Raw genomic sequence first — 26,310 nt, 5'->3', positions numbered from 1 at the left:
CCCTACAAGCCTCTGTGTCTACAGAGATTGTTCCTGCAGGTGAGTTCAGGCGCTGGCCTTAAGTCCGATCAACCCGGCAACGATCAACGCCACACTGGCTAGCCGAACCAGCGCCATGGATTCACCAAACAGAATGATTCCGGCAATCACCGTGCCCACGGCACCGACACCGGTCCAGATGGCATAGGCCGTGCCCAGGGGCAATTCCTTCATCGCAAGGCCCAGCAGGCCAAGGCTGATAGCCATGGCCGCAACGGTCAATACGGTAGGGAGCGGGCGGCTGAAGCCGTCGGTGTACTTCAGGCCGACAGCCCAACCGACTTCGAACAGGCCGGCAAAAAACAGAATGATCCAGGACATCACACACCTCCATCGATGGATGGGGTCGTCCCCGGATTTAGGTCGATCGAGTGGCGGGGTCGTCCCCGCGATGGGCATATAGATTGCCCATTATTGACCACTCGATCAAGTCTGTCTTTCAGTCCGCCGCTTGGCGGGCGAGCAGTTCACGGTCCTGCTTTTCGCTCATACGGCGGAAATACGTCGAGAGCAGCGCCCCGGAAATATTGTGCCAGACGCTGAACAGCGCGCTGGGCACCGCCGCCAGCGGCGAGAAATGCGCACTGGCCAGGGCTGCGCCCAAACCGGAGTTTTGCATGCCCACCTCCAGCGACAAGGTCTTGCGCTGAGCCAGTGGCAACCCGAACAGGCGAGCGGTGAAGTAACCCAACAGGTAACCGAAGCTGTTATGCAGCATCACGATCGCCATGATCAGCAGGCCGGACTCGGCGATCTTCGCCTGACTGGCCGCCACTACCGCCGCAACAATGATCACGATGCTCACTACCGAGATCAGCGGCAGCACTTCCACCGCGTGACGAACCCGTTGTCCCAGCAGGCGTTGAGCAACGATGCCCAGCACGATAGGCAGCAGTACGATCTGCAGGATCGACCAGAAAAGCGCCGAGAACGATACCGGCAACCAGGCGGAAGCCAGCAGCCAGATCAGCGCCGGGGTCAGCAAAGGCGCGAGTAGGGTGGTAATGGCCGAAAGCGACACGGCCAAAGCCAGGTCGCCGCGGGCCAACCAGGTCATGACATTGGAGGAGGTGCCGCTCGGACAGCAACCCACCAGAATCACCCCGACGGCAATCTCCGGTGGCAGGCTGAATACCTGGCAGAGCAGCCACGCCACGCCGGGCATGATGACAAATTGTGCAATCACCCCCAGGACCACCCGCCCTGGATGACGGCCCACTTCGGCAAAGTCCTCCAGCTTGAGCGCCAGGCCCATGCCGAACATCACCAGCCCCAGCAAGGGGACGATGGCGACTTTCAGGTCGACGAACCATTGCGGTAGTAAGAATGCCAGCACGGCAAAAAACAGCACCCAGTAAGCGAAGGTATTGCCGACAAAACGACTCAATGCAGCCAGTGCGCGCATGACCTGATCCTTATTATTAAGTAGCACCACAAAAACACTGTGGGAGCGAGCCTGCTCGCGATAGCGGAGTATCAGGCAACCTGTCGGTAACTGTCACTCTGCCATCGCGAGCAGGCTCGCTCCCACAAGGGTAATCATTGGGCTGTCAGATCCCCTGAGGCATCTCTTCACCACCCAACGCTTCTACCAGCGCCGGCAGGAACTCGCCAAACGTCAACATCATCAGCGTGAAGCTGGCGTCCAGTTGGCCGAGGGCCTCGTCGCCGCCGTCCTGTTCCGCCTGGTCCTGCAGCAAGTCTTCGAACTTCAGGCGCTTGACCACCATTTTGTCGTCGAGCACGAAAGACAGCTTGTCCTGCCAGGCCAGCGACAGTTGGGTCACCACCTTGCCGGTGTTCAAGTGCAACTGGATTTCGTCGCTGGTCAGGTCCTGACGTTTGCAACGCACAATGCCGCCATCTTCATGAGTGTCGCGCAGCTCGCATTCATCCAGCACGAAGAAATCGTCGGCGGCTTTCTGGGTCTTGACCCAGTCGGTCATGATGGCGGTGGGTGCGGTTTTCACGGTCAGTGGGCGCACCGGCAGCGAGCCGAGGACTTCACGCAGGGTGGAGAGCAGGTCTTCGGCGCGTTTCGGGCTGGCGGAGTTGACCAGGATCAGACCCTGTTTCGGTGCGATGGCGGCGAAGGTGGACGAGCGACGAATGAACGCGCGAGGCAAAAACGCCTGGATGATTTCATCCTTGAGCTGGTCCCGTTCCTTTTTATAGACCTTGCGCATTTGTTCGGCTTCGATCTCTTCGACCTTTTCTTTCAGGGCATCGCGTACGACGCTGCCTGGCAGGATGCGTTCTTCCTTGCGTGCGGCGATCAGCAGGAAATTCTGGCTGATGTGCACCAGAGGTGCGTCTTCGCCTTTACCGAACGGCGCGACGAAACCGTAAGTGGTCAACTCCTGGCTTGCACATGGACGCGCCAGTTTGCTGGCCAGTGCAGTTTCCAACGCCTCGGCATCAAAAGGCAGATCTTGGGTCAGGCGATAGATAAGCAGGTTTTTGAACCACATGGGGTGAGTCTCTCCTTTATACAAAGGGGGGCATTATTCTCTTCGCGGCGCCATAGGCCAACCCTTCGCTAAGCCTTTGGAAGGCCTGAAAAAATTAAATTAAAAAGTGCTTGCCAGCTTTGAGGACGCTCCGTAGAATGCGCGCCACACCGAAAGCGAAGGGTGATTAGCTCAGCTGGGAGAGCGTCTGCCTTACAAGCAGAATGTCGGCGGTTCGATCCCGTCATCACCCACCATTCGCTCCAAAGTGTTACGCGCAGCGGTAGTTCAGTCGGTTAGAATACCGGCCTGTCACGCCGGGGGTCGCGGGTTCGAGTCCCGTCCGCTGCGCCATATTCGGTAATCTGGAACACTGAACGCCAGATCACCACAGAAAGCCCGCTAACGCGGGCTTTTTGCTGTTTGCAGTTCCTGCGGTGCACGTTAATCACATTTTTTGCTGAATAGTTAATTAAATCAGCACGTTACGAAAATTTGTGAGAGAATGCGCCCCGCATCGAAAGTGAAGGGTGATTAGCTCAGCTGGGAGAGCGTCTGCCTTACAAGCAGAATGTCGGCGGTTCGATCCCGTCATCACCCACCAAGCTTTCAATGTTACGCGCAGCGGTAGTTCAGTCGGTTAGAATACCGGCCTGTCACGCCGGGGGTCGCGGGTTCGAGTCCCGTCCGCTGCGCCATATTCGCTTCCACTTAGGCCCACTGAACGCCTGGAAGCTACCGAATAAGCGGCCTTTGGCCGCTTTTTTCGTTTATGGCGTTTCATCGCAATCCATCAGCAGCCCAGCAAACGGCAAGGCCGTGATATAGCAGGTGCTGCCCCTCGGCGGATATGAGCATCAAATGGGTATGTGGGTCGTCGACAAGACCTGGCGCAACCCCATGAACGAGCGGATCTGCCGAACACCGGGCAGGTAAAGCAACTGTTCGGCATGCAGTCGATTGAAGCTGTGGCTGTCCTTGGTTCGCAGCAACATGAAATAGTCGAATTCTCCCGTCACCACATGGCATTCCATACAGCCGGATACCTTTTGTGCGGCCGCCTCGAAATCTGCAAAGGATTGCGGTGTGGAGCGGTCCAGTACCACGCCGATCAACACCACCATTCCCGCGTCCAGCGCCTCACTGTCCAGCAATGCGACGATGCCCTTGATCAGGCCGGCCTGCTTGAGCCGTTCGACGCGCCTGAGGCAAGCCGGCGCGCTCAGTTTCACCTTCTCTGCAAGCGCCACATTGGAGATGGAGGCATCGCGCTGCAGGGTCTTGAGAATCGCTCGGTCGGTTCGATCAAGCGGTTGCGGCGCCGCAGCTGTTTCTTCAGGCTTCTTGTGATTATTTGTTGCGCTCATCTCTCTTCCCGAACAACTAAAGTATGTTCTGTAATTGTTTTCGTAAATAATAGTTCTTTAAGTACCTTAAACTTGCAACACATATTTTTCATATTCTTCTTAATATTGAACTCATCGAAGCCCCCCTGAAATAGCCTGGAAGGCAGCCTTTGTCTTTCGGCCTGGTGCTTGGATATTCAATACACAAGGAGCAGAGTCATGAACCTGAATCGTTTCGAACGTTATCCGCTGACCTTTGGTCCCTCTCCCATCACCCCCTTGAAGCGTCTCAGCGAACATTTGGGCGGCAAGGTGCAGTTGTATGCCAAGCGTGAAGACTGCAACAGTGGCCTGGCTTTCGGCGGGAACAAAACCCGCAAGCTTGAATACCTGATTCCCGAAGCGCTTGAGCAAGGCTGCGATACCCTGGTTTCCATCGGCGGAATCCAGTCGAACCAGACCCGCCAGGTAGCCGCCGTCGCTGCTCACCTGGGTATGAAGTGCGTACTGGTGCAGGAAAACTGGGTGAACTACTCCGATGCGGTGTATGACCGGGTAGGCAATATCGAGATGTCCCGGATCATGGGTGCAGAGGTACGTCTGGACGCCGCCGGGTTTGACATCGGCATTCGTCCTAGCTGGGAGAAGGCCATGAGCGACGTGGTCGAGCGAGGTGGCAAGCCATTCCCGATCCCGGCGGGGTGTTCCGAGCATCCCTACGGCGGCCTCGGGTTCGTGGGTTTCGCCGAAGAGGTACGGCAGCAGGAAAAAGAACTGGGCTTCAAGTTTGATTACATTGTGGTCTGTTCGGTGACCGGTAGTACCCAGGCCGGCATGGTGGTCGGTTTCGCTGCCGACGGCCGCTCGAAGAACGTCATCGGTATCGACGCCTCGGCCAAACCGGAGCAGACCAAGGCACAGATTTTGCGCATTGCTCGGCACACCGCTGAGCTGGTGGAGCTGGGTCGGGAGATCACTGAAGAGGACGTGGTCCTCGATACGCGCTTCGCCTACCCGGAATATGGCTTGCCCAACGACGGCACGCTGGAAGCTATCCGACTGTGCGCGAGCCTTGAGGGCGTACTGACAGACCCGGTGTATGAAGGTAAATCCATGCACGGGATGATTGATATGGTGCGTCGTGGTGAGTTCCCTGAAGGCTCGAAAGTGCTTTATGCGCATTTGGGCGGGGTTCCCGCGCTGAACGCCTATAGCTTTCTGTTCCGCAATGGATGATTGCGCTTCAAGTCCGTAAAGCGTTGACGCTAGCGATGAGTAAGCTGTGGCGCGGGAGCACCTCCCTTGCCACAGGTTCAATGTCGCACTTGACCGACCAGCGTTGAACCTGGCCCCATCAGGCGCTATAGCGCTCTTGCAAGACACTTTTTGCCAGGTCCCTGGCCACCGACAAGATCTCCTCCACCTGCTTATCCATCGCGGCATCGGTTAACTCGACTTTACCCAGTTTAACGAAGCGCAATGTGTGGCCGCAGACAGATCCCAGCCAAGTCAGGCTGGGCAATGGGCTGACTTCGACATCAAGCAAGTAGCAGCCTTTCGATACTGAGCGCAGCAACTGGCTGGCATGACACAGGCTGGATGGATTCGATTCCGATGCCTCAGACCCGGCTCTGAGCCAGTCGAGCATGAACTCATGCGACTGCTTGACGACCAGATAGGCCACCTGGTCCCAGTCCTTGATCGCCAGCTGCAACGTGTCGATGAGGTATTCGGGCAGTTCGGCACTGGTGACAATAACGACCCCCACATCCGTTAATGGCGCTTTTATCCAGACTGCGGATTGCGAAATCGTATGCATGAAAGTACTCCCGGTGATGGGTAGAGGCTAATTGCCTCAACGGTTCTCGCCGACGGCCAGAATGGTTGCCACCAAGGCCTGGGCGCGTGGAACCAGCGTGTCCAGTTCCAGGTATTCACGATCGGTGTGGACTTTGCCACCCACCGGCCCGAGGCCACACAGGGTTGGAATGCCCAAGCTGGCGGTGAACCCGGAATCGGCGCAGCCGCCGGTGAATTCGCCCTCGACACTGAAGCCTAGCGCCAGTGCTTGTTGTTGATAGATGTGCAGCAGTTGCTCGCTGTGCCGTGCTTCCATCGGCAGGAAGGTCGTCGCTTCCTTGAGGATGGCGCTCGTGCCGGGCAGTTCCTCTTCAGCGACGATGCCTTGGATGGCGGCGAATATCTGCTCCCAGTGTTGCGACTCGATAAACCGTACATCCAGCTTGGCCGAGGCGTTGGGCGCGACAGTGTTGCTGGAGGTGCCGCCGGCGATCAGCCCGATATTGGTGGTGATGCCTGCGGGGTAATCGGTCAGGGCATGCAGTTTGACGATCTTTCGGGCCAGTGCCTCGATGGCGCTGGCCCCGTCGGCATGGTTGACGCCGGCGTGCGCAGCGCGGCCACTGACTTCGATGACCAGTGTAGCCCCGCCTTTACGGGCGCTGACCACATTGCCGCTGGCCCGTCCCGGCTCGGTATTGAGTACGGCGCGGGCTGATTTGGCGGCGCTTTCGATATGGCTGCGGGCGCTGCCAGAGCCGATTTCTTCGTCACCGGTATAGAGCACCTGCACCGGGCAGGGCAAAGGACCGGCGCGCTTGAGTGCCTTGAGGGCGAAGCAGTTGAGCACCAACCCACCTTTCATGTCGGCTACGCCGGGGCCGTAGGCGAGGTCGCCATCGCGGCTGAAGCCACGGGTGGTGGTCGTGCCCTTGGGGAATACCGTGTCGCGATGGCCCAGCAACAGCACCGGCTTGCCAGCCTCGCCGGGTACTTGGGCAAGCAGTACGTCGCCAAAACCTTCGACCGGCATACGCTTGAGCTCGATACCGTCGGCCTCTAGTTCCGCTGCGAGCAATGCGCCCACGGCATCGACCCCCGCCTTGTCATAGCTGTTGGAATCGGTATCGACCAGACGCTGCAACAACGACTCCATGGCGGGGCGCTGGCCGGCGAGCCAGTCCAGCGCCTGTTGGTGCGTTTCGCTCATTGCGCACGCTCCCGTGCCCGATGTTCCTCGCTCAGACGTGCCGCATCGTTGCCCAGGTCCCAGAACAGCCCGGCCATGATCTGCAGACTTTCTTTGACCACCGGTGCCAGCAAGTGCTCGTTGGGCGCATGTTGTGAACAGGCCGGGTACGAATGCGGCACCCACAAGGTCGGCAGGCCGAGCACGTCGGCAAACACGTCGTTGGGCAAGGAGCCGCCAAGGTTGGGCAGCAGCGCCGGTTTCTTTCCGGTGGTTTGCGTCAACGAGTCGAGCGCCCAGTTCACCCATGGGCTTTGCGGGTCCAGCCGGGTGGCGTGCATGACATCGATGCGGCTTTGCTTGACCTCGACATTGTTGAAACCATGGGCATCCAGGTGAGCGCGCACGGCGGGGATAAAGGTCGTGTAATCGCTGTTTACCACAAAGCGGATATGGCAGTGAGCGTTGGCCTTGCCGGGGATTGCATGCACCGGGGCGTCTGGATTGCCGGTCTTGAAGGCAATGACATCGAGGGTATTCCAGCCAAAGACTTTCTCGCTCAGCGACAGATCCGGGTGGCCCCAGTTGGCGTCGATTTGCGGATCATCCGGCCCGCCACCGACTTCGATGTCGGCCAGCGCCTGTCGCACCGAATCCGGCAGTGCGCTGGGCTGCAAGCCCTCGACTTTTACCCGGCCATGTTCGTCGATCATGCTGGCGATGGCGTTGGCCAGGATGATGCCGGGATTGGCCAGCAGCCCGCCCCAATTACCGGAGTGGTGTGCGCCTTCGCGCAGATTGACCGCCAGCTCGAAGTTGAACACCCCGCGTGAGCCTAGAAAAATGGTAGGCCGTGTTGCGGCCAGACGCGGGCCGTCCGAGGCGATGAATATATCCGCCGCCAGCTCCTTGCGGTGGGCGGCACAGAACGCATTGAGGCCGGGGGAACCTTCTTCTTCGCCCATTTCCAGCAGCAGTTTGACGTTGAAGCCGAGCTTGCCTTCGCGGGCCTTGAGGGTCTGCTCCAGCGCGGTGATGTTGATCAGGTGCTGGCCTTTGTTATCGGCGGTGCCGCGCCCGTACCAGCGATCACCTTCGACGGTGACTTGCCACGGTGACAAGCCTTCACGCCATTGCGCCGCATAGCCGCGCACCACATCACCATGACCATAGCTGAGTACGGTGGGCAGCCCCGGGTGTTCAATGCGCGTTGCGATCATGAATGGTCCGCGTTCCGCTACCGGGTTGTCGTAGATTTTTACGCTGAAACCCAGCGCTTCGACATGCGGAGTGATGAACTCGTTGAGGTAGCGATACAACTCAGGTTGGCTGTCTTGCGCCTGGCTTTCGGTGGGCAGGGCGACACTACGTTCGAGCAGGTTGAAAAAAGCACCGTTGTCGAACTGTTCGAGGGTGTTGCTGATGGCCTGGGAACGACTCATGAGTGGACAAGCTCCAGTGTTTGGGTGGGACTGTCGTGCAGGTGGCAACGTACGTTGCCGCCGATAATTGGATCGTTGGCCGGATAGGCCGTTTTGCAACGGTCCATGCAGTTCGGGCAGCGCGGGTGAAAGGTGCAGCCGGATGGCGGGGACATCGGGTTGGGGAAGGCGCCGTGCAGGCCGATGTCTGGAATGCCCAAGCGCGGATCGGGGGTCAGCACCGAATCCAGCAATGCGCGGGTATACGGATGGCCGGGTTCGGCGAACAGCGACTGGCGGGTGCGTTCTTCGACAATACGCCCCAGATACATCACGGCCACCCGATCGGCGAGGTGCTCGATAACCGCCAGGTTGTGGCTGATCAGCAGATAGGTCAGGCCGAATTCGCGCTTGAGGTCTTGCAACAGATTGAGGATCTGCGCTTGCACTGACACGTCCAGCGCCGAAGTCGGCTCGTCGCAGATCAACACATCAGGACGCATGACCAGCGCCCTGGCAATCGCCACGCGCTGGCGCTGGCCGCCGGACAACTGGGCTGGATAGCTATCGATCACGCGCTTGGGAAGGCCGACTACATCCAGCATTTGTTCGGTTTTCTTGCGTCGTTCGGTGGCGGTGCCGATGTCGTGGACGATCAACGGCAGGGTGATGATTTCGCGCAGGGTCTTGCGTGGGTTCAGCGACGAATACGGATCCTGGAAAATCGGCTGGATACGCCGGGACATTTCCTTGCGATCTGTCGCTGCCAGATGTTTGCCATTGACCAGCACGTCGCCTTGAGTGGGCTGTAGCAGGCCGAGCAGGATCTTGGCCAGGGTGCTTTTGCCGCAACCGGACTCACCCACCAGACCGAGGGTTTCACCGCGCATCAGGCGCAGTGATACGCCATCAACTGCTTTCAGTGTGGCGGCAGGTTTGAAAAAGCCTTTGCTGATGCGGAACTCGCGACGGATATCGCACAGCTCCAGAGCGATGTCTTTTTTCATGACCGGGCACTCTCTTTGATCAGTATCGGTTTCGGCCCAGAAGCCGCCAGTAGGCAGCGCGCCATATGTCCGTCCTGTTGCACTTCGGGCACGTCCCGGGCACACGCCTGGACGGTATGCTCGCAACGATTGCGAAAGGCACACCCGTGTTGTTCACCCACCAGGCTCGGCACCAGACCGGGAATCGAGCCCAGCGCTTCGCCCGGTTTGGTCCGCCCTGGAATCGGGATGCTGGCCAGCAGGCCACGGGTGTACGGATGCCGCGGGTTCTCGAAGAGTTGTTGCGCGGGAGCGCTTTCGACGATTTCCCCGGCATACATCACGGCAACCCGGTCGGCGATGCGGGCCACCAGGCCAAGGTCGTGGGTGATAAAGATCACCGCCAGCCCCAGTTCTTTCTGAATATCGCGGATCAGGCGCAGGATTTGCGCCTGAATGGTCACGTCCAGTGCGGTGGTCGGCTCGTCAGCGATGATCAGGTCGGGCTCGCACATCAACGCCATGGCGATAATCACCCGCTGGCGCAACCCCCCGGAGAGTTGATGCGGGTACTGACGCAGACGCTCGCCGGCATTGCTGATGCCGACTTTTTCCAGCATCTGCGCGGCGCGGGCCAGCGCATCCTTGCGCGACACCTTGCGGTGCCGGGTCAACACTTCACTGAGCTGGTCTCCAATGCTGTAGGCCGGGTTCAGCGCGGTCATAGGCTCCTGGAAGATCATCGCCAGACGGTTGCCGCGCAGGTCGCACATGCTTCGCTCGCTCTGGCCGAGCAGGTCGATGCCGTCCAGTGTCAGTCGGCTGGCGGTGCGCTTGGCCTTGCGGGGCAGCAGGTCCATGAGTGCCAGCGAGGTCAGGGATTTGCCGCAGCCGGACTCTCCGACAATGCACAGCATCTCGCCGCGCTCGACCTGGAAATCCAGGCCGCGCACCGCATGCAGCATGTCATCCGCAGTCGGGTTATGGCCCATGGGAATGTCCACCCGCAGGTTTTCAACATGGAGTAGTGCCATGTCCGGTACTCCTCTATCAGTCTCAGTTGCGGCCATCGGGCAGGATCAGATCGCGCAGGCCGTCGCCGACCAGGTTGATGCCCAGCACCAGAATCATCAGGGCGATGCCTGGGATGGCGATGACCCACGGGGAAAAGAACATGTAGGGTTTGCCCTCTGCGATCATCAGTCCCCAGGACGGCGTCGGCGGTTGTACACCCACCCCGAGGAACGACAGCGCTGACTCCAGCAGGATCGCGTGGGCCATTTCCAGGGTCGCGACCACGATCAGCGCGCCAACCAGATTGGGCAGGATTTCACTGACCAGAATGCGCAGGGTCGAACAGCCCAGGGCTTGTGCCGAGGCAACATATTCGGCATCGCGAATCTGTTGCACCGAGGCCCGAACCACCACGGCGAAGCGGTCCCAGAGCAGGCAACCGAGCAGAATGATCACCACCTTCAGCGAGCCGCCCATCAACGAGGCAGAGGCCAGGGCCACCATGACCACAGGCAGCGCCAGCCGAGTGGTGATCAGGTAGCTGATAAACGCATCCACCTTGCCACCGTAGTAACCGGCCAGCAGACCCATGACGGTACCGATGACGCCGGAAATCAGCGCCGCCGCAACGCCGATAAACAGTGAAATACGGGCGCCGTAGAGCAACCGTGAGAGGTAATCGCGGCCCAGCTTGTCGGTGCCCAAGACATATTCCCAAGTGCCGTTAGCCATCCAGACCGGAGGCTTCATGCGCAACATCACGTCTTGCGCATAAGGGTCATAAGGCGCCAGCCATGGCGCGAACAGCGCACCAGCAAAAATGATCAGCAGCAACGCACTGCCGATGGCGAAGCCGCGGTGGCGAAAGCTTTTGCCAAGCACCCGGCTCAGGCTGCTTGGTGGGGGCAGGTAGTCGTTGATTGCCAGGGTAACGGGGGTACTCATGAAGGGCTCCTAGCGCACGCGAATGCGCGGGTCGAGCAGTGCGTTGAGCACATCGGCCAGCAAGGTGAGGATGATGTAGATCACCGCAATCAGCAGGACCACGGCCTGGACTACCGGGAAGTCGTCACGGGCGATGGCGTCCCAGGCGAGTTGTCCGATGCCTTGCAGGGAGAACACGGTTTCGATCACCACCGAACCGCCGAGCATGAAGCCGAACTCCACCGCTGCCAGTGCGACGACCGGAATCAATGCATTGCGCAATGCATGCTTGAACAACACCTGCGCAGGACGTAGCCCCTTGGCGCGAGCGGTGCGGATGTAATCGCAACTGAGCACATCCAGCATGCCTGCGCGGGTCAGGCGCATGATGGCCGGCGTTGCGTAGTACCCCAAGGCAATGGCCGGCATGACGAAATGCAGCATGCTTGAGTTGCCGGAGACTGGCAGCCACTTGAGCGTCACCGCAAACACTACGATCAACATCAGCGCAAACCAGAAGCTGGGCATTGCCTGGCCCAGTACCGCGATGCTCAAGGCCAGTCGATCAACCCAGGTGTCGCGTTTGATCGCGGCCAGTACGCCCAGGGGAATCGCCACCAGCAAGGCGATTCCCAGCGCCATGGCACCTAATCCGAGAGTAATCGGCAAACGGCTGGCGACGAGGTTATAGACCGACTCCTGAAAGAAAAAGGAGTTACCCAGGTCCAGCCGCAGCAAACCGCCCAGCCAGTTGACGTACTGGGTGGGAAGCGGTTTGTTCAAGCCGTATTGCACACGGATCTGTTCGATCTGTTCGCTGGTGGCTTCCGGCCCGCCAATGGCCGTGGCCAGGTCGCCGGACAGATGCAACAGAGAGAAGCTGATCACCGACACGGTAATGGCGACGCAAAAAGCGATGCCCAGACGGCGTAGAAGGAACCCAAGCATGGCAAGTTTCCTCATGTTCAATGGATGACAGGTGGAGGTCGTGGCCGTGGGGGGCTGGCCCACGCGCCACGGAATCGCTCGCTCAATCCGTCCGGTTGCGGACTACTTCCAACTGGACTGAACGAAACGCGGCAGTTCATCCGGATACGGCGTGAATGCCAGTTCGGAGGTGTAGGCGTAGTTCATCGAGTAGTTGAACAGCGGGGCCCAGTACGCCTGTTCGCTGATGCGCTGCAACGCCTTGCGGTAGTTGTCCTTGCGCACTTGCGGATCGAGGGCGTTATCGGCGCTCTGCAACCAGTTTTGGACTTGCGGGTCTTTGATGTTGTCGTCCGGATTGCCCTTGAACCAGGTGCCGGCCGACGCCGAGGTGTCGAGGATCGAGAACGAGCCCCAGGCCTGGAACGACATGGGCACCTTACCGCCACGTTGCTGATCACGCAGGGCGGCGTACTTCAAGTAGCGCAGCTTGGCGTTGATGCCCACCGCGCGCAGGTTACCGATGATGGCTTCGACGTAATCACGGTCGCGATAAGCGAATATTTCAGTCTCGAAGCCATTTGGGTAACCGGCCTCGGCGAGCAGCGCGCGGGCTTTGGCCGGGTCAAAGTTGTAGACAGTGGCCGCAGAGGTATCGCAACCGAACTGGCGTGGATAACACGCAACCTGTAAGGGCTTGGCTTCGCCACCCACCAACTGCGTCGCCAGTGCCTCGCGGTTGATTGCATGGTTGATCGCTTGACGCACCTTGAGGTTTTTCATGGGCGAGTTTTCGCTGGAGGTGCCTCGAGCATCAAGAATCAGGAAACCGATGCGCATGGTTTCGGCGCTGGTCACGGTGAGGTTCGGTATACCTTTGAGGTCGATTGCCTGATCCGAGGTGACGCGCCAGATCCAGTCGACACCGCCGGTCATCAACTCGGCCAGGCGAGTTTCTGCATCCGGAATTACCCGAAACTTGAGGTGAGCGATATGTGGCTTGCCTTGTGGGCTGTCCGCAAAGTAGTCCTTGTTGATCGCCATGCTCACGCCTTCGCCGGCCACCACCGACAGGGCCTTATACGGTCCGGTGCCCACTGGCTTGCGACTGAATTCGGCCAGGCCGACCTTCTCGAAGTATTGCTTGGGGAACATCGGAACGGCGTTGGACAGGTATTCCAGCGCAGGAGGGAAAGGCTTCTTCAAATACAGGCGGACACTGTAGTCACCGGTTTTTTCGGCGCTCTTGATCCAGTCTACGTTTTGCACGGTCACGACTTTCGCTTCGGGCGACACCACGTAGTTGAGGGTGAACACCACGTCGTCGGCGGTGAAGGGGTCGCCGTTGTGAAATTTGACGCCTTTGCGCAGCTCAAGGTCGATGGTGGTGTCGTCGACCTGTTTCCAACCGGTGGCCAGCATGGGCTTGTATTCGCCGCTGGTGGGATCGCGGTAGATCAGGTTGTCCCAGATCAGCCGGCCGAGAATCACTCCTTCTCGGAGATCGTTGTGATAGGGGCTGACGTTTTCAGGTTCGCTGTCGGAAGCGTAAACCAGGGTGTCGTTGGCTTTGTCGGCATGAGCCGCAAAGCTGTTGATCAAACCCATCAGCGCGATACTGCAGGCGAAACCTTTGATGCCCATGCCGTCGTCTCCGTTGGCGAGAGTGGTTGAATCAAAGGGCAGCGAATCGCAAATGCGGTAAATGAGGAGGAGAAGCTCAGGCGATGTTTTTTTTGGTCTGGACACGAATGTAGGGAAAGGCTATCAATGCCACAAGTACAATCTTTCGATACTTTCTTTGCCAAAAAGGCAATGCTCGGAGGTTCCGATGCAGCTGTATGGCGTGCAGTCCACGGCATTGCGCTATTTCCTGGAAGTAGCCAGGTGCGGATCGGTCAGTGAAGCTTCGCTGCGGCTCAATGTTGCGGCGTCAGCGGTGAGCCGACAGATTTCCAAGCTTGAGTTGGCTCTGGATGCCAGCCTGTTTGAGCGTCGTGCCCGAGGCATGGTGCTCAGCGAGGCCGGGACGCGATTGGCGGCATATGCGCGCAAGTCGCAACTTGAGGCAGAGCAGGTGGTGCTGGAAATTACCGAGCTGCATGGCTTGCAGCGGGGGCATGTGCATGTCGCCTGCTCGGAAGGTTTTGCATTGGAGTACATGCCCAGGAGCATCAGCGCATTCAGGCGTGAGTACCAGGGCATCCATTTCACATTGGAGGTTTGCGCGCCTGCGCAAGCGACTGAAAAAGTACGTTCCGGCGAAGCCGATCTGGCGATGACCTTCAGCCTGTCACCGCAGAAGGAAATCAAGGTTGAACATGTCTTGAGCGGGGCGATTTTTGCGGTGGTTTCCAATTCCCACCCCTTGGCCGGGCGTGAAGCGGTCAGCCTCGCCGAGTTGCAACCCTGGCCCATTGCGTTGCCCAAGGCCGATACCACGATACGGCAACTGTTCGACATTTGTTGTGGTGTACAGGGGTTGTTGTTCGATCCGGTACTGACCACTAATTACGTGGCCGCGCTTTACAGCTTCGTCCGCGAGGAAGGCGTCATTAGCCTGGCCAGCGAGATGACCTTGCACAAACAGGTGGCGGACAAGCAGTTGCAGTGCCTGCCAATCCTGGATGAAGGGATGCAGGCACGGCGCATCGAACTGCAAAGCATGGCTGGACGCAATTTGCCGGCGGCGGTTTCTGCGTTCAGGGATTTTCTGATCGCAGAACTGGTGAACACCAAGCACGGTTGAAGTGGCGAGGCAACGGCGCAAGGTTGTTCGCTTATCCCCGATGGGCTGCGCAGCAGCCCCAAAAAAAGATTGAATCCCACGCCCCGTTATTTACTGCTCGGCATTGCGGCTATGACGGTAATCGCTGACCGCCTCATACACCGCTTTACGCAAACGGTTGATGCCGCCGATGGGGCGATGGGCCTCAATGCCGAACCACGGGTTGAAGGACTGGTTGTCGCAGGCCAGGTTCAGCTTGGGCGTATCGAAATCCTGGGCCGGCACGGTGATTCGCGCCACTGTCTCGAACGGTGCGTCACTTTCTCGCCATTCAATACTGGTGTCTTCGATCGGCATGAACTTGCTCGGGTCCTGGCGCTGGATCTGCAGGACAAAACACGCCGGTATCCGGTCTGTGGATAACTGTTGCGTCAGTGCACTTCGCAAGAAATTCGGCAGTGCCTGGTTTTGTGCGGGCAGGGTGTAGCTCGGGCAGTTATCCGGGTCGGGCGCTACGCGAAATTTCGCGTTGGCCTCGCCAAACTTGTAGGGCGATACCGAAAAATACGTGGTCTGGGTCGGGCTGTCAGGGGCCGGTGAAAGTGTCTCCAGGGCGATGAACAGGTGGCGGATCTGCCAGCTCCGGGGATCCAGGCTCGGAAAGAACGCCATCGCCTTTTTTCCATCGGCCTGGGCGGCTACATTCTGACGATATTCGGCGACATCGCTGACGAAGAAGTTCGGATGATTGAACATCACAAAATCCTGTTCACCTTGTGACTGTCGGTCCCCCAGCAATTGTTTGCCCGGCACGCCCAGCAGCTTGATCGCCATCCCTCGCGCATCGCGCAGGCTGTCGAACTGTGGGTAGGCGTTGCCGTTGGACAAGCGAATCGTCGCTTGCCAGACCTTCCCCGGCTCGGCAAATACACCCTGGCGCAACGGTGCTGGCAGATTGTCCGGCACCTGCACTTGCGCCATGACGCAGCCGTGGGCTTTGGCATGGGCATCGCGCAGGTAGCGCGTGCCTTCGCGGTGCTGATCGACGATACGGATGGCGGTCTGGATGATGTCCTGGGTCATGGCCGCTTCGCCGGGTGGAATCTGCTCTTTATCCGAGACCGGCCCGCTGTGTTGCCAGGCGAACCAGGCCGTGGCCAGCGCCCAGCCGAGCAGCCCGATGCCCAGCAACCACAGGAGCGTCTTGCCCAAAAAGGCGCCGAGGCGCAGCCAGAGCGTAATCAGCATGGGTCAATCCTTTTGCCTGAGGGGTTCATCATCACAGTTGCGACTCCAGCGGCCCGCCCAGTACCTTGAGGTACTCCAGCAACGCCCAGCGTTCTTGTGGCTGCAGCAGCCGACCGATCACGCCATTACCCCGCTCACCAGCGCGAAACTCATGACCACTGTTGTGGTTGCCGGTAATCCGGGTGTCGAACAAAAAGCCATTCGTGAAGGCTTCTGTGCGATAGCCCAGGTGCCGTGGGTCGTATTCGAAGCTGCCTTTATAGAAGGTGATCGCCCGTTCGTCCTGAGGGGACAGCAACTGATAGATCGTCGGCACCGAGCCGTTATGCAGGAAGGGCGGCGTGGCCCAGACGCCAGCCAGGGGCCGGGCTTTGTAGGCGCGCAGCTCGCGCACGCCGATGGGCAGGCCAAAACCGTCCAGCGCCGGGCGCTCCAGCGGTGTGACGCCCGCGTCACGGTAAGCCCGCTCTTCCACGAACGCGGTAACGTAGGCCAAGCCTTTGGCGACTGAAACCTGGCTCAAATCCAGCGGCGTCGTCGGGGTCGGATGCAGTTGTACGTCCAGTTTGGCCAGTTCGGCCGGATCCCATTGCAGGCTGGTCAGATCGAAACGGTGGTCGGCAATGTTGTTAGCGGTACCCGGATCGGTGCCGATCACCTTCACCGGCAACATGTTCAGGTGCTGGACGGGCCTGTCAGGACCTTGAACCACGTTGGGGACATGGCAGCCGGCACAGTTTTCGACGAACAGCGCCCGGCCTTGTGCGGCCAACGGCATATCGATAGCGCCAAGCAGTTCCTGAGGCCACTCCGGGGCCTTGAGCAACTGCAGGGTTTCTTCAATCTTGTGCAGATCGCGAACGCGCACGCTGGAGGGGTATCGCGCATCACCTTGCAATGGTTTGCCCTGGGCGTCGAAGAAGTTCAACGTGGCGCCGACACCCAGTGCTTCGCCGACGTTGCGGGCCATCGGTTGCTGGGCCGAACCGTTCCACTGCACCCAGTCGAATGTCCATATGTCCCACAATTGCGGGTAATCCACAGGTGCGTTGGCGACCCGGTAATTCTTGTCGGAGATGGCATCGCCGAAGCTGGCATTGGCAATCCGTCCAAAGGCATCTGTACGGCCAGGTCCTTCTTCGGTGGGGTAGAGGCCGCGATGAGTGTCGTTCCAGGCCACACGCAGGAACGTATCCAGAGAGGCTTTGAATGATTTGCGCAGCTGTTCATGGCGGGCGTCGTAGTCCTGCCCCAGGACCTGGCGTGCAAAGCGTTCGAATTTCCAGGGGTTGTAGTAGGTCGAGGCCAGGCTGGCGACCAATGCTTGTCCGAAACTGCCACCGCGTAATGTAGGAACGCTGGAAGGCAGGACGTGCTGGGCCGAGCCCCCGTCGATCCGTATCGCCTGGCCCTTGAAGCGCAGCTCACCGGTGTGACAGGCGGCGCAGGTGATATCCAGGAACTGATCGGCGCTGCCCGGATTCTGGTGGCGGGTGAAACCTACGGGCAGATTGCCGGGATTGTCCGCCGAGGGTTTCTGCGCCGGGTCCACCAGAAAGCCGAATCGAGCCAGGTATTCAGGCGAAGCGAAGCGCTGTTGCGAGAACGGCAATTCGAGGGCGGTGAACCAGTCGTAGCGCAGGCCTTTGACTTGAGTGCCCTGAGGGGTGAAATAGTACGTCTGGCGTTCGGCGGCGCTCCATTGATCCAGATAATGCACCTGTTCCACCGGTGTATAGGTCGGCAGACGAGGATTGGCAACGTAATAGAGCACCACGGCCACGGCGATGACGAGCAGCGCAAGGAGCAACAAGAGAAGGCGGGATAGCAGGCGCACAGTAACGTCCTTGTTTTTTTTGATATGCCCTTATGCCTCAGTGCCGCGTGGCCGGCAAGTGGCCATTACCGATGGGGCTGCGGGGGAGTGGCAATTTGTCCCTGTACGTAATAGATGACAGATGCTTCATCCGCCCAGGATTAAAAAGCGTTTGGGACCGTGAACTTATCAGTGCTTTGCTGCTCACATGCCGGTAGCCATTGGTCGTGGCCGCCTGATAAGCTCGCGGCTTTACTCGATTGCCCTTTTGGCGCATGAACAAGGAAATAGCATGAAACAGCATCGGTTGGCGGCGGCGGTGGCCCTGGTTGGCCTGGTACTCGCGGGTTGTGACTCGCAGACCAGCGTAGAGCTGAAAACCCCGGCGCAGAAAGCTTCCTACGGCATTGGCCTGAACATGGGCAAAAGCCTGGCTCAGGAAGGTATGGATGACCTGGACTCCAAAGCAGTGGCCCAGGGCATCGAAGATGCCGTCGGCAAGAAAGAACAGAAGCTGAAAGACGAAGAACTGGTCGAAGCCTTTGCCGCACTGCAAAAACGTGCCGAAGAGCGTATGGCCAAGATGAGCGAAGAGTCGGCAGCCGCCGGCAAGAAATTCCTCGAGGAAAACGGCAAGAAGGAAGGTGTTACCACCACCGCTTCCGGCCTGCAGTACGAAGTGGTCAAGAAAGCCGACGGCCCTCAGCCTAAGCCGACTGATGTCGTGACTGTTCACTACACCGGTAAGTTGACTGACGGTAAGGTGTTCGACAGCTCCGTGGAGCGTGGCAGCCCGATTGACCTGCCGGTCAGCGGTGTGATCCCGGGTTGGGTCGAAGGCCTGCAACTGATGCATGTCGGCGAGAAGTACAAACTGTACATCCCGAGCGAACTGGCCTACGGCGCCCAAAGCCCGAGCCCGGCCATCCCCGCCAATTCGGTTCTGGTATTTGACCTGGAACTGCTGGGGATCAAGGATCCGGCAAAAGAAGACGCAGCCAAGTAACCGCGGCTGCTATAACGACAACGCCTCGCTTATGCGGGGCGTTGTCGTATCCGGGCGTTGGTAAACGGCAAAAAACCGAACGCTCGGCGCGGGTTATAGTCATAGGCAATACAGACGCTGTGCTAGACCCAGTCGGGCCGTCAAGTCAATGAAATATTGGGTTTTTTTATGTGAGTAAAAAACGCCCGATCTGACTGGGGGCCTTATTTGACGGGGGCTTCAGCGCGTAAATGCAGCTCTGTTCACAAGGTTATCCACAATTTGTGTGGATAACATTTCAGTGGGAGAAAACATGAAGGCTCCGTGGAATTTTGCGCGTTTTCTGCCGCTGGCAGGACGACTGCTGGCCCGCGGTCGATTGCCGACGTTGTTGTTTGCCGTCGCCAGCAAAGGCGCCCGAGAGGGCGGTCGGTTAGGCAAGCTCAAGGAGGATCTGCGTTTGCTGCAGGCCCTGTGCCTGGCCTACTGGCGTGGCGAATATCGGGCCGTCAGCGCCAAGTCGCTGCTGTCGATCGTGGCCGGACTGATGTACTTCCTCAGCCCCCTGGACGCGATTCCGGATTTCCTGCCCATGTTCGGCATGTTTGACGATATCGCCGTACTGGCGTGGATCATGAAGACCCTCGACAGTGAACTCGAAGCCTTCCGCGCCTGGCGTTATCGGCAATCCCCCGAAAAGCTCGCTCAAGTCGAGCGGCTTCCCGACACCCCGGAACAGCTCCAGCTCCAAGGGCAGAAAAAGCACTGATCCGGTTGTGTTTGCCTTATGAGATTGATCGCCCCGCGACCTTAGCCGCTATTAGGATTACACTTCCAAGGAAAAAGCTGACTCGCTAAGTGTTGTTGTCCTACGGGGTAGACATGGATATTCAAATAATCACACGCGACGGAGAGCCCGAATACGCGGTTTTACCGTGGGATCAGTACCAGTCGCTATTGAAGGCAGCCGGCATCAATCAAGCTCCGCCGCAGGAAGCCACAGTCCGTCATGCGGCGGCACCCGGCCAGGTTCTTCCTGGTCTGGATCAACTACGCAGTTTGCGCGAAGGGAAGGGCATCGCCATTGAGGCGTTGGCCCGCACAGTAGGTATAAGCCCGTCTTATCTGGCCATGATCGAAAGTGGCGAGCGTCAGCCCGATGCCGCGATTCGGCGCAGTTTGGCCTGGGAGTTGACGGTGCCGGGTTGGAGGGATCAATCGTGAGTGTTCGTATCAGTCGGCAGCATTGGGATGGGTTGTTGGGTGAACTGGATCAGGCGCGTCGCCAGCGCCATTTGTTGACGTACCGGGCCTTGCTGGAGCGTTTGCAGCTTCCCAGCCCGGCCATGCAGACCTTGACTGCGGCCCTTGAACACTTGGCAGCACTGGATGCCCGGGCTGAACAGCCGCTGCGAAGTTCGTTGGTCATCAGCCAGGGGGCAAGCCGGTTGCCGCGTACCGGCTTCTTCGAGTGCGTTGAGCGTCTTGGGCGCTTTTCCGGGCCTTCCGATGGTGTCGCGGCCGCTTCCTGGCACGCCTCGGAAGTGGTCCGGGTATTCGAATACGAGTACCCCGAATCAGCGGAGGCCTGAATGCTCTGGCGCATCAAGGCGCGGGCCGGTTACTGGCTGGCGCGTCGATTGTTTCATTGGTCCTGGTTTGTTCGACAACCCCGTGGCTGGTCCTGGCTGGAAGGTCAATTTGCCCGCATGGCGAACCTGGGGGACGTCGGCGCGCAAAGTTTCTATGGGCATATCCTGACGTTCCGCGGCCAGGGCCTGGGTGCCCGGGAAGAAGGTGTTCGCCTGTTGCGCCTGGCGGCACTGGCCGGTGATGGCAAGGCTGCCTATCAAGTCGGTGTGATCAGCCTGGCCGGTTCCGCCAGCAAGGCGCCGGATCCGATAGAAGCGGCGCGCTGGTGGGGTTTGGCGGCAAAAGCCGGCCATCCGTTGGCGGAGGTCAAGCTCAAGGCGCTCGAAGGCTACGACCAGTAGTTTTATCCACAGGCATTTTTGAACCCTTCTTTCCTTTCGGCTTTTCGTTTGTCGAGTGGGGCTATTTAGCGAATCGCCCTACATTCACCGCCTCCTTACCTGACTTATTTCCCCAGGCATCCCCGGCAAAGTCTCGCGCTCCCTGAGTGCTGCGAGACGTCTGCCCATGTTCGATCGTTTTTCCCTGCCGGCCCCTGATCGAGCCGTGTCCTGATGGATCAGGTGCACCGTATCGAGCAGGAACTCGACAGCTTCAAAGACACCCTGACGCTCTACCGCGAGCAGCTCGAACGCTGGTATAGCCAGACGGCGGACCGCGCCAGTCATGCGGCCGACCTGCCTTCGCTGATGGGCATGGAGCGGCTGATTCGTTTCGGTGACAGCAGTACCGCTGTCAGCATCGGCGACGATGATTTCCTCTCCACCGTCGTCCAGTGCCCCTCGGCTGGGCCGATGACCATCGAGAGCAAGCTGGAGTCGGTGTACGACATTCCGCTGGGCGGCATCATGGTGGATGTGGTGGCCGTGGACAGCGGCGAGGTCACGCCCGTCACCCTGAATGCCGAGGGCCTGGGGACTTTCCAGGGGACGGCGGGTAAGTCCTATCGGGTTCACGTCCAGGACAAAGTGTCCCCCCAGACAATCGCCGACCTGTTTTCTTCCTACGACGGCTTGAACAACGATCTGACGCAGTGGCTGCGCGGGCAGTGGCAGGGCTTCAAGCCGCAGTGGGCGCAGCAATCATTGGCGACTTCGGCGGCCGCGGTGGGCAATGGCTTGCTCGCAGGCAGTTGGGCGGCGATTGAGGGGGTGTGGGACAGCATCAGTCTGCTGTCGGACATCCTCAAGAACCCTGGCGAGTTTGTAGACCGGCTGGGCGAAAGTGCGGATCAGCTAAGCGCCATGGCGGAAAAAACGCCGTTGCTCATGGCCAGGCTGCAATTGCTGGCCAGCGACGAAGCGGCGTTGTGCCTGCTGGTGCGCACCGCCAGCCTCTGGCTGGAGATGCTGCCGCCCAGTGAGGTTGCCGGTGAAACCGCTGAAGCGCTCGCTACGGCGGTGGTGCAACTGGTGATCGACTTGCTGATCGGCGTCGTCCTGACCTTCGCCGGGGCGGGGACCGGTGTTGCTTACCTGGCCATGCGTCTGGGCCAGGTTGGCGGGCGTCTGCTGAGCGCCGCGCAGCGATTCATCAACGCGATCTTCGCGGTGGTCAACGGTTTCATCATCTATGTGGACCGCTACAAAACCGTGGCGGCGCGGGGGATCGCGGCTGGAGTGAAGAAGGGCCGGATGCAACTGCGCTGGGACGCGCAGCGCAATACCACACTGAAAAAGGACGAATCCTACGACGACGCCCCCAACCAATCGAAAAACCCCAACGGTGACAGTGCCGACACCGCGGCCCTGACCCAGACCAGCGGCTGCCCGGTGTCGATGGTCACCGGCGAGGAGCTGCTGACCCTGGACGACGGCACCCTCGATGGCCGACTGCCGTTTGTCTTCACCCGCTTGTACCGCACCAGCGCGGTGGACCTGGACATCGGCCTGGGCCGCGGCTGGAGCCATGCCCTGGCGCATCGCCTGTTGCTTGAAGGCGAGCAGGTCATCTGGATCGACCAGGAAAACCGCCGTACGACGTTTCCGCTGCCCACCGAGCAACGCCCGGCGATCCACAACAGCCTGGCCCGCGCGGCGATTTACCTCGGAGTGGAACCGGACGAACTGATCATCGCCCAGCCGGGCGAAGACGCGCCTTTCCTGCACTTTCGCGACGGCCATCTGACCGCCCTCAGCGACCGCTACGCCAACCGCCTGACGATCAAGCGCAACATCCACGGCGACATCAGCCGCCTGGACAACGGCGCCGGACGCGCCCTGCGCTTGCGTTATGAGCAACGTCATCTGGTCGCCATCGACTACCAGAGCTTCCACCCGGCCCTGACCCTGGACGACGCCTGGCGCACCGAACAGACCCTGGTGGCTTACCGCTACGACGCCCGCTGGCGACTGATCGAGGCGACCAACGCCGCCGGCGAAAGCGAACGCTACGACTACGACGACCAGCACGTCATCCTGCAGCGGCAACTGGCCGGCGGTGCGAGTTTCTTCTGGGAGTGGCAAGGGGCAGGCCGCGCAGCCCGCTGCGTGCGGCACTGGGCCTCGTTTGCGCAGATGGACAGCCGCTACACCTGGGGCGAGGACGGGCAGGTCACGGTCCAGCATCTGGATGGCAGCCAGGAGGTGTACGTCCACGACGAGCGGGCACGGCTGGTGCGCAAGATCGAGCCCGATGGCGGCGAGCACCTCAAGGCCTATGACCCCCAGGGCCGGCTGATCGCCGAACAGGACCCGCTGGGCGCCGTCACCGAATACCGCTACGACGAAGCCGGACGGCTGGTGGCACTGATTCCGCCGGACGAGGAACCAACGTCCTACGAATACCGCCACGGTTTCCTGCACGCCCGCTCGCGCGGCAAAGCCGTGTGGCAATACCGGCGCAACACCCAGGGCGATGTAATCGAGGCCATCGATCCGCACGGCCAGAGCACCGGCTATGACTACGACGCCCAAGGACAATTGCTGGCGATCCGTTACCCCGACGGTGGCGAGCATCGGTTTACCCGCAATCAGCTGGGCCAACTGACCGAAGAAACCCTGCCCGACACGGGGCGCCGGTGTTTTTCCTACGACGCCCTGGGGCGTTTGCTGACCCGCCAGGACGAACACGGCGCCCTCACGCACTACCAGCGGGATGCGGTGGGCCGGCTGCTCGAAACTACCTTGCCGGGTGGTGCGACCCGCGCCTGGCACTACAACGCCTACGGCAAGGTCACCGCCGAGCGCGATGAGCTGGGGCGGACCACCCGCTATGAATACGCCGACGACCTGCACCTGATCAGCCGTCGGCTCAACCCCGACGGCAGCGAACTGAAGTATCGCTACGATTCGGCGCGGCTGTTGCTGACTGAAATCGAAAACGAATCCGGCGAAAAATATCAGCTGGACTACACGCCGAACGGATTGATCCGACAGCAGATCGGCTTTGACGGCCAACGCACCGCCTACGCCTACGACCTCAATGGCCACCTGCTGGAGAAAACCGAGCACGGCGCGGACGGCGCCCAATGGGTCACCCGCTACCAGCGCGACGGGGCCGGGCGGCTGCTGGTCAAGACCTTGCCCGACGGCCAGGCCATCGAATACCGCTACGACGGGCTGGGCCGGCTGGTCCACGTCAACGACGGCACCGATCACCCGCTGGCCTTCGAATACGACGCCCAGGACCGGCTGATCAGCGAACACCAGGGCTGGGGCACCCTGCGTTATCGCTACGACGCTTGCGGGCGCCTCAACCACCTGCGCCTGCCGGACAACAGCCAGCTCGACTACCACCACGCCCGGGGCGGCGCGCTGACGGCCATCGACCTGAACGGCTCACGCCTCACCGAACACCAGCTCAGCGGCGGGCGCGAACGCCAGCGCCGCCAAGGCCTGCTGCTCAGCCAGTACGACTACGACGAACAGGGCCGGCTCAAGGCCCAGACGGTGTGGCAGAACCAGCAGCAACTGTTCTGGCGCGATTATGCCTACAGCGCCAATGGCAACCTGCAGTCCATTTCCGACAAGCGCAACCGCCGCCATTACCAATACGACCCGCTGGATCGCCTGATCGGCATCGACTATTCCCACAGCGAGCCGCCGGAACACTTCGCCCACGACCCGGCCGGCAACCTGCTGATGCAGGACCGCCCCGGCCCGACGACCCTCAAGGGCAACCGCCTGCTGATGGAGGGCGACCGCCACTACGACTACGACGCCTTCGGCAACCTGATCCGCGAACGCCGGGGCAAGGCCCAGTGCCTCGTCAGCGAATACCGCTACGACAGCCAACACCGACTGATCGGCGTCACCACGGCGCACGGGCGCGAAACGTCCTACCGCTACGACGCCTTCGGCCGACGCATCAGCAAGACCGTGGACGGCCTGACCACGGAATTTTTCTGGCAAGGCGACCAGGTCGTCGCTGAAAGCAGCCCGCGCCACCACCGCAGCTACGTCTACGAACCGGGCACCTTCCGCCCACTGGCCCTGCTCGACGGCAAAGGCCCGAACGCCTGCCCGTTCTACTACCACCTCGATCACCTGGGCACACCCCAGGAACTGACCAACTACGGCGGCACCATCGTCTGGTCGGCACGCTACAGCGGCTACGGCAAAACCACCGAACTGGTCCACGGCGGCGGCGAACAGCTGGAACAACCGTTGCGCTTCCAGGGCCAATACTTCGACCCCGAAAGCGGCCTGCACTACAACCGGCACCGCTACTACAATCCGGAAACCGGCCGCTACCTGACGCCTGACCCGAGCAAACTGGCGGGCGGCCTCAACGGGTATCGCTACACCCTGAACCCGACGGGGTGGGTGGATCCGTTGGGATTGGTGGATTGTCCGGGGAAGGGTGGGTGCCGGTCGGCGGTTGGTAGTCAGGATCCGGCGGCTAAGGTTGGGGTGGATGAGGGTGAGCCGGCGCTGCCGATGACGGCGGAGCAGCGGCGGGCGCGGATTGACGCGTTTGGGGAGGCAAATGCTAAGAGACGGGTGGTTGCTATGGAAGAAAAATACCGTATGCATACTGTTGAAAAACACAGTTCGGAAATATCAGACGTAGCGCTAAAACAGCGTGCCATTAACGGTGCGAATCCGCACACGGGTGAAGTTCCCAAGGGAGCTAATGGAAGCCTAAGCTCCCAATTCAGCAACTGGCGAATTCATTTGAATGCGCTAAATAAAGCTATGACAAGAGAAAAGCTTGGACTGGATCCGTTTACTGGCGTGGACCACAAAAACGATAGAGTTGTCAGGCAGGAGTTGTCGGGAGCAGGGCGTGGCTACAAACCAAATAAAAAAGATAAGCAAAATCCTAAGTTGAACGAGGATTTAAATTGGTTTGAAGTGAAGTTTAGTAAAGATGGCGTACCTTACACTGGATTTCCTACGGAGAAAAAATGATGCTGATGCACCCTTTTATAAATGAGGAGTTTGTTCCTGATCTGACGTGGTTTATTGGTCGATTTGATGTGTATGACCGTGAAGAAACACTCGGGGCAATACTAGAAGTCTACAATCCTGAGAATAAGCGTGACAGATCAGAGTTGATTGTTAAATATGGCCTGGATTTAGAGTGCCTGTCCTATAGGCATAAATATGTATTGGTGAGTTTTTTGGGTGACAAGCTTAATGATCCGGATTTTGACTTTAAAAGTTTGTTTGAGATAGACGAAGATTGCGCGGGTAGCTGGCCTCGAGGGGAATGGTACAACTTAAAAAGTCCTAAAGAATTTCTTCAGGATGTTTATGTGTTGGCAAAAGAAACTTGGAAAGAAGATCTCAGAAAAGCCGCCCTTGAAGATCCATCTACGTGGTAGGTCACAGGGTTAAC

23 protein-coding genes and 4 tRNA genes are annotated in these 26,310 nt (G+C 59.6%); 13 read left to right on the top strand and 14 right to left on the bottom strand.

Going from position 1 to position 26,310, the window contains the following annotated elements; genetic code table 11:
• Positions 1–45 precede the first annotated feature (45 nt).
• The 3 genes from sugE to rdgC form a co-directional block, all read right to left on the bottom strand.
• Positions 46–360 (bottom strand): quaternary ammonium compound efflux SMR transporter SugE, encoded by a 315-nt coding sequence (sugE, locus tag GKKCFE_RS18590; RefSeq protein ID WP_047228696.1) that lies wholly within the window; start codon positions 358–360, stop codon positions 46–48.
• 118 nt (positions 361–478) lie between these two features.
• Complete coding sequence (locus GKKCFE_RS18585; protein WP_445576932.1) at positions 479–1,444, bottom strand: bile acid:sodium symporter family protein; 966 nt, start codon at positions 1,442–1,444, stop codon at positions 479–481.
• 145 nt (positions 1,445–1,589) lie between these two features.
• Positions 1,590–2,510 (bottom strand): recombination-associated protein RdgC, encoded by a 921-nt coding sequence (gene rdgC, locus GKKCFE_RS18580; RefSeq protein WP_445576931.1) that lies wholly within the window; start codon positions 2,508–2,510, stop codon positions 1,590–1,592.
• Positions 2,511–2,670: 160 nt separating this feature from the next.
• On the opposite strand from rdgC, the gene GKKCFE_RS18575 reads away from it, so the two are divergent.
• The 4 genes from GKKCFE_RS18575 to GKKCFE_RS18560 all read left to right on the top strand — a co-directional run bounded on the left by GKKCFE_RS18575 (position 2,671) and on the right by GKKCFE_RS18560 (position 3,187).
• Positions 2,671–2,746: transfer RNA gene (locus tag GKKCFE_RS18575), tRNA-Val, on the top strand.
• 20 nt (positions 2,747–2,766) lie between these two features.
• Positions 2,767–2,843, top strand: a tRNA-Asp gene (locus GKKCFE_RS18570).
• 174 nt (positions 2,844–3,017) lie between these two features.
• Positions 3,018–3,093, top strand: a tRNA-Val gene (locus GKKCFE_RS18565).
• A gap of 17 nt (positions 3,094–3,110) precedes the next feature.
• A tRNA-Asp gene (locus tag GKKCFE_RS18560) sits at positions 3,111–3,187 on the top strand.
• A 159-nt stretch (positions 3,188–3,346) separates the two neighbouring features.
• On the opposite strand, the gene GKKCFE_RS18555 is transcribed toward GKKCFE_RS18560, so the two are convergent.
• Positions 3,347–3,856: an Lrp/AsnC family transcriptional regulator gene (locus tag GKKCFE_RS18555; RefSeq protein ID WP_047230462.1), complete on the bottom strand. Its 510-nt coding sequence runs from the start codon at positions 3,854–3,856 to the stop codon at positions 3,347–3,349.
• A gap of 198 nt (positions 3,857–4,054) precedes the next feature.
• Here GKKCFE_RS18555 and GKKCFE_RS18550 point away from each other — a divergent pair, with 198 nt between their 5' ends.
• On the top strand, positions 4,055–5,071 hold the full coding sequence (locus tag GKKCFE_RS18550; RefSeq protein ID WP_047230463.1) for a 1-aminocyclopropane-1-carboxylate deaminase: 1,017 nt from the start codon (positions 4,055–4,057) through the stop codon (positions 5,069–5,071).
• A 118-nt stretch (positions 5,072–5,189) separates the two neighbouring features.
• On the opposite strand, the gene GKKCFE_RS18545 is transcribed toward GKKCFE_RS18550, so the two are convergent.
• The 8 genes from GKKCFE_RS18545 to GKKCFE_RS18510 form a co-directional block, all read right to left on the bottom strand.
• The gene (locus GKKCFE_RS18545) at positions 5,190–5,654 is read right to left on the bottom strand and encodes a transketolase (RefSeq protein WP_339490922.1); all 465 of its coding nucleotides are present in this window, start codon (positions 5,652–5,654) and stop codon (positions 5,190–5,192) included.
• Positions 5,655–5,690: 36 nt separating this feature from the next.
• On the bottom strand, positions 5,691–6,845 hold the full coding sequence (locus tag GKKCFE_RS18540; RefSeq protein WP_160894122.1) for a M20 family metallopeptidase: 1,155 nt from the start codon (positions 6,843–6,845) through the stop codon (positions 5,691–5,693).
• Positions 6,842–8,266, bottom strand: coding sequence for a M20 family metallopeptidase (locus tag GKKCFE_RS18535; protein ID WP_173406660.1), 1,425 nt, complete (start codon positions 8,264–8,266; stop codon positions 6,842–6,844). Before GKKCFE_RS18535 ends, GKKCFE_RS18540 begins: the two co-directional genes overlap by 4 nt.
• On the bottom strand, positions 8,263–9,252 hold the full coding sequence (locus GKKCFE_RS18530) for an ABC transporter ATP-binding protein (protein ID WP_047230467.1): 990 nt from the start codon (positions 9,250–9,252) through the stop codon (positions 8,263–8,265). Before GKKCFE_RS18530 ends, GKKCFE_RS18535 begins: the two co-directional genes overlap by 4 nt.
• Positions 9,249–10,265, bottom strand: coding sequence for an ABC transporter ATP-binding protein (locus GKKCFE_RS18525; RefSeq protein ID WP_288913223.1), 1,017 nt, complete (start codon positions 10,263–10,265; stop codon positions 9,249–9,251). The genes GKKCFE_RS18530 and GKKCFE_RS18525 overlap by 4 nt, the downstream gene beginning before the upstream one ends.
• Positions 10,266–10,287: 22 nt before the next feature.
• Entirely contained in the window at positions 10,288–11,190 is a 903-nt protein-coding gene (locus tag GKKCFE_RS18520) for an ABC transporter permease (RefSeq protein ID WP_047230469.1), read from the bottom strand.
• Positions 11,191–11,199: 9 nt separating this feature from the next.
• A complete protein-coding gene (locus GKKCFE_RS18515) occupies positions 11,200–12,117 on the bottom strand; it encodes an ABC transporter permease (protein WP_047230470.1) in 918 nt (305 codons plus the stop codon).
• A 102-nt stretch (positions 12,118–12,219) separates the two neighbouring features.
• Positions 12,220–13,740: an ABC transporter substrate-binding protein gene (locus GKKCFE_RS18510; RefSeq protein WP_047230471.1), complete on the bottom strand. Its 1,521-nt coding sequence runs from the start codon at positions 13,738–13,740 to the stop codon at positions 12,220–12,222.
• A gap of 187 nt (positions 13,741–13,927) precedes the next feature.
• Between GKKCFE_RS18510 and GKKCFE_RS18505 the strand changes: the two genes are divergently transcribed.
• A complete protein-coding gene (locus tag GKKCFE_RS18505) occupies positions 13,928–14,845 on the top strand; it encodes a LysR substrate-binding domain-containing protein (RefSeq protein ID WP_139049386.1) in 918 nt (305 codons plus the stop codon).
• Positions 14,846–14,935: 90 nt separating this feature from the next.
• On the opposite strand, the gene GKKCFE_RS18500 is transcribed toward GKKCFE_RS18505, so the two are convergent.
• Together GKKCFE_RS18500 and GKKCFE_RS18495 are read right to left on the bottom strand one after the other, a co-directional pair.
• The gene (locus GKKCFE_RS18500; RefSeq protein ID WP_047230473.1) at positions 14,936–16,072 is read right to left on the bottom strand and encodes a catalase family protein; all 1,137 of its coding nucleotides are present in this window, start codon (positions 16,070–16,072) and stop codon (positions 14,936–14,938) included.
• A gap of 31 nt (positions 16,073–16,103) precedes the next feature.
• Positions 16,104–17,909, bottom strand: a complete 1,806-nt coding sequence (locus GKKCFE_RS18495) for a di-heme-cytochrome C peroxidase (RefSeq protein WP_445576930.1) — start codon at positions 17,907–17,909, stop codon at positions 16,104–16,106.
• 271 nt (positions 17,910–18,180) lie between these two features.
• On the opposite strand from GKKCFE_RS18495, the gene GKKCFE_RS18490 reads away from it, so the two are divergent.
• From GKKCFE_RS18490 to GKKCFE_RS18460, 7 genes are all read left to right on the top strand, one after another.
• The gene (locus GKKCFE_RS18490) at positions 18,181–18,894 is read left to right on the top strand and encodes an FKBP-type peptidyl-prolyl cis-trans isomerase (RefSeq protein ID WP_076383781.1); all 714 of its coding nucleotides are present in this window, start codon (positions 18,181–18,183) and stop codon (positions 18,892–18,894) included.
• Between the two features lie 292 nt (positions 18,895–19,186).
• Positions 19,187–19,642, top strand: coding sequence for a YkvA family protein (locus tag GKKCFE_RS18485; protein WP_076383782.1), 456 nt, complete (start codon positions 19,187–19,189; stop codon positions 19,640–19,642).
• 113 nt (positions 19,643–19,755) lie between these two features.
• The gene (locus GKKCFE_RS18480) at positions 19,756–20,097 is read left to right on the top strand and encodes a helix-turn-helix domain-containing protein (protein ID WP_076386572.1); all 342 of its coding nucleotides are present in this window, start codon (positions 19,756–19,758) and stop codon (positions 20,095–20,097) included.
• Complete coding sequence (locus GKKCFE_RS18475; RefSeq protein WP_003179080.1) at positions 20,094–20,465, top strand: hypothetical protein; 372 nt, start codon at positions 20,094–20,096, stop codon at positions 20,463–20,465. The genes GKKCFE_RS18480 and GKKCFE_RS18475 overlap by 4 nt, the downstream gene beginning before the upstream one ends.
• Positions 20,466–20,867, top strand: a complete 402-nt coding sequence (locus GKKCFE_RS18470) for a hypothetical protein (protein ID WP_047230478.1) — start codon at positions 20,466–20,468, stop codon at positions 20,865–20,867. It begins immediately after the preceding gene.
• A 213-nt stretch (positions 20,868–21,080) separates the two neighbouring features.
• The gene (locus GKKCFE_RS18465) at positions 21,081–25,880 is read left to right on the top strand and encodes an RHS repeat-associated core domain-containing protein (RefSeq protein ID WP_445576929.1); all 4,800 of its coding nucleotides are present in this window, start codon (positions 21,081–21,083) and stop codon (positions 25,878–25,880) included.
• The gene (locus GKKCFE_RS18460; RefSeq protein ID WP_322833861.1) at positions 25,877–26,296 is read left to right on the top strand and encodes a hypothetical protein; all 420 of its coding nucleotides are present in this window, start codon (positions 25,877–25,879) and stop codon (positions 26,294–26,296) included. The genes GKKCFE_RS18465 and GKKCFE_RS18460 overlap by 4 nt, the downstream gene beginning before the upstream one ends.
• Positions 26,297–26,310: the final 14 nt, after the last annotated feature.

This window comes from Pseudomonas sp. E141, assembly GCF_052659885.1.
This window is presented reverse-complemented; position numbering and strand designations above follow the sequence as displayed.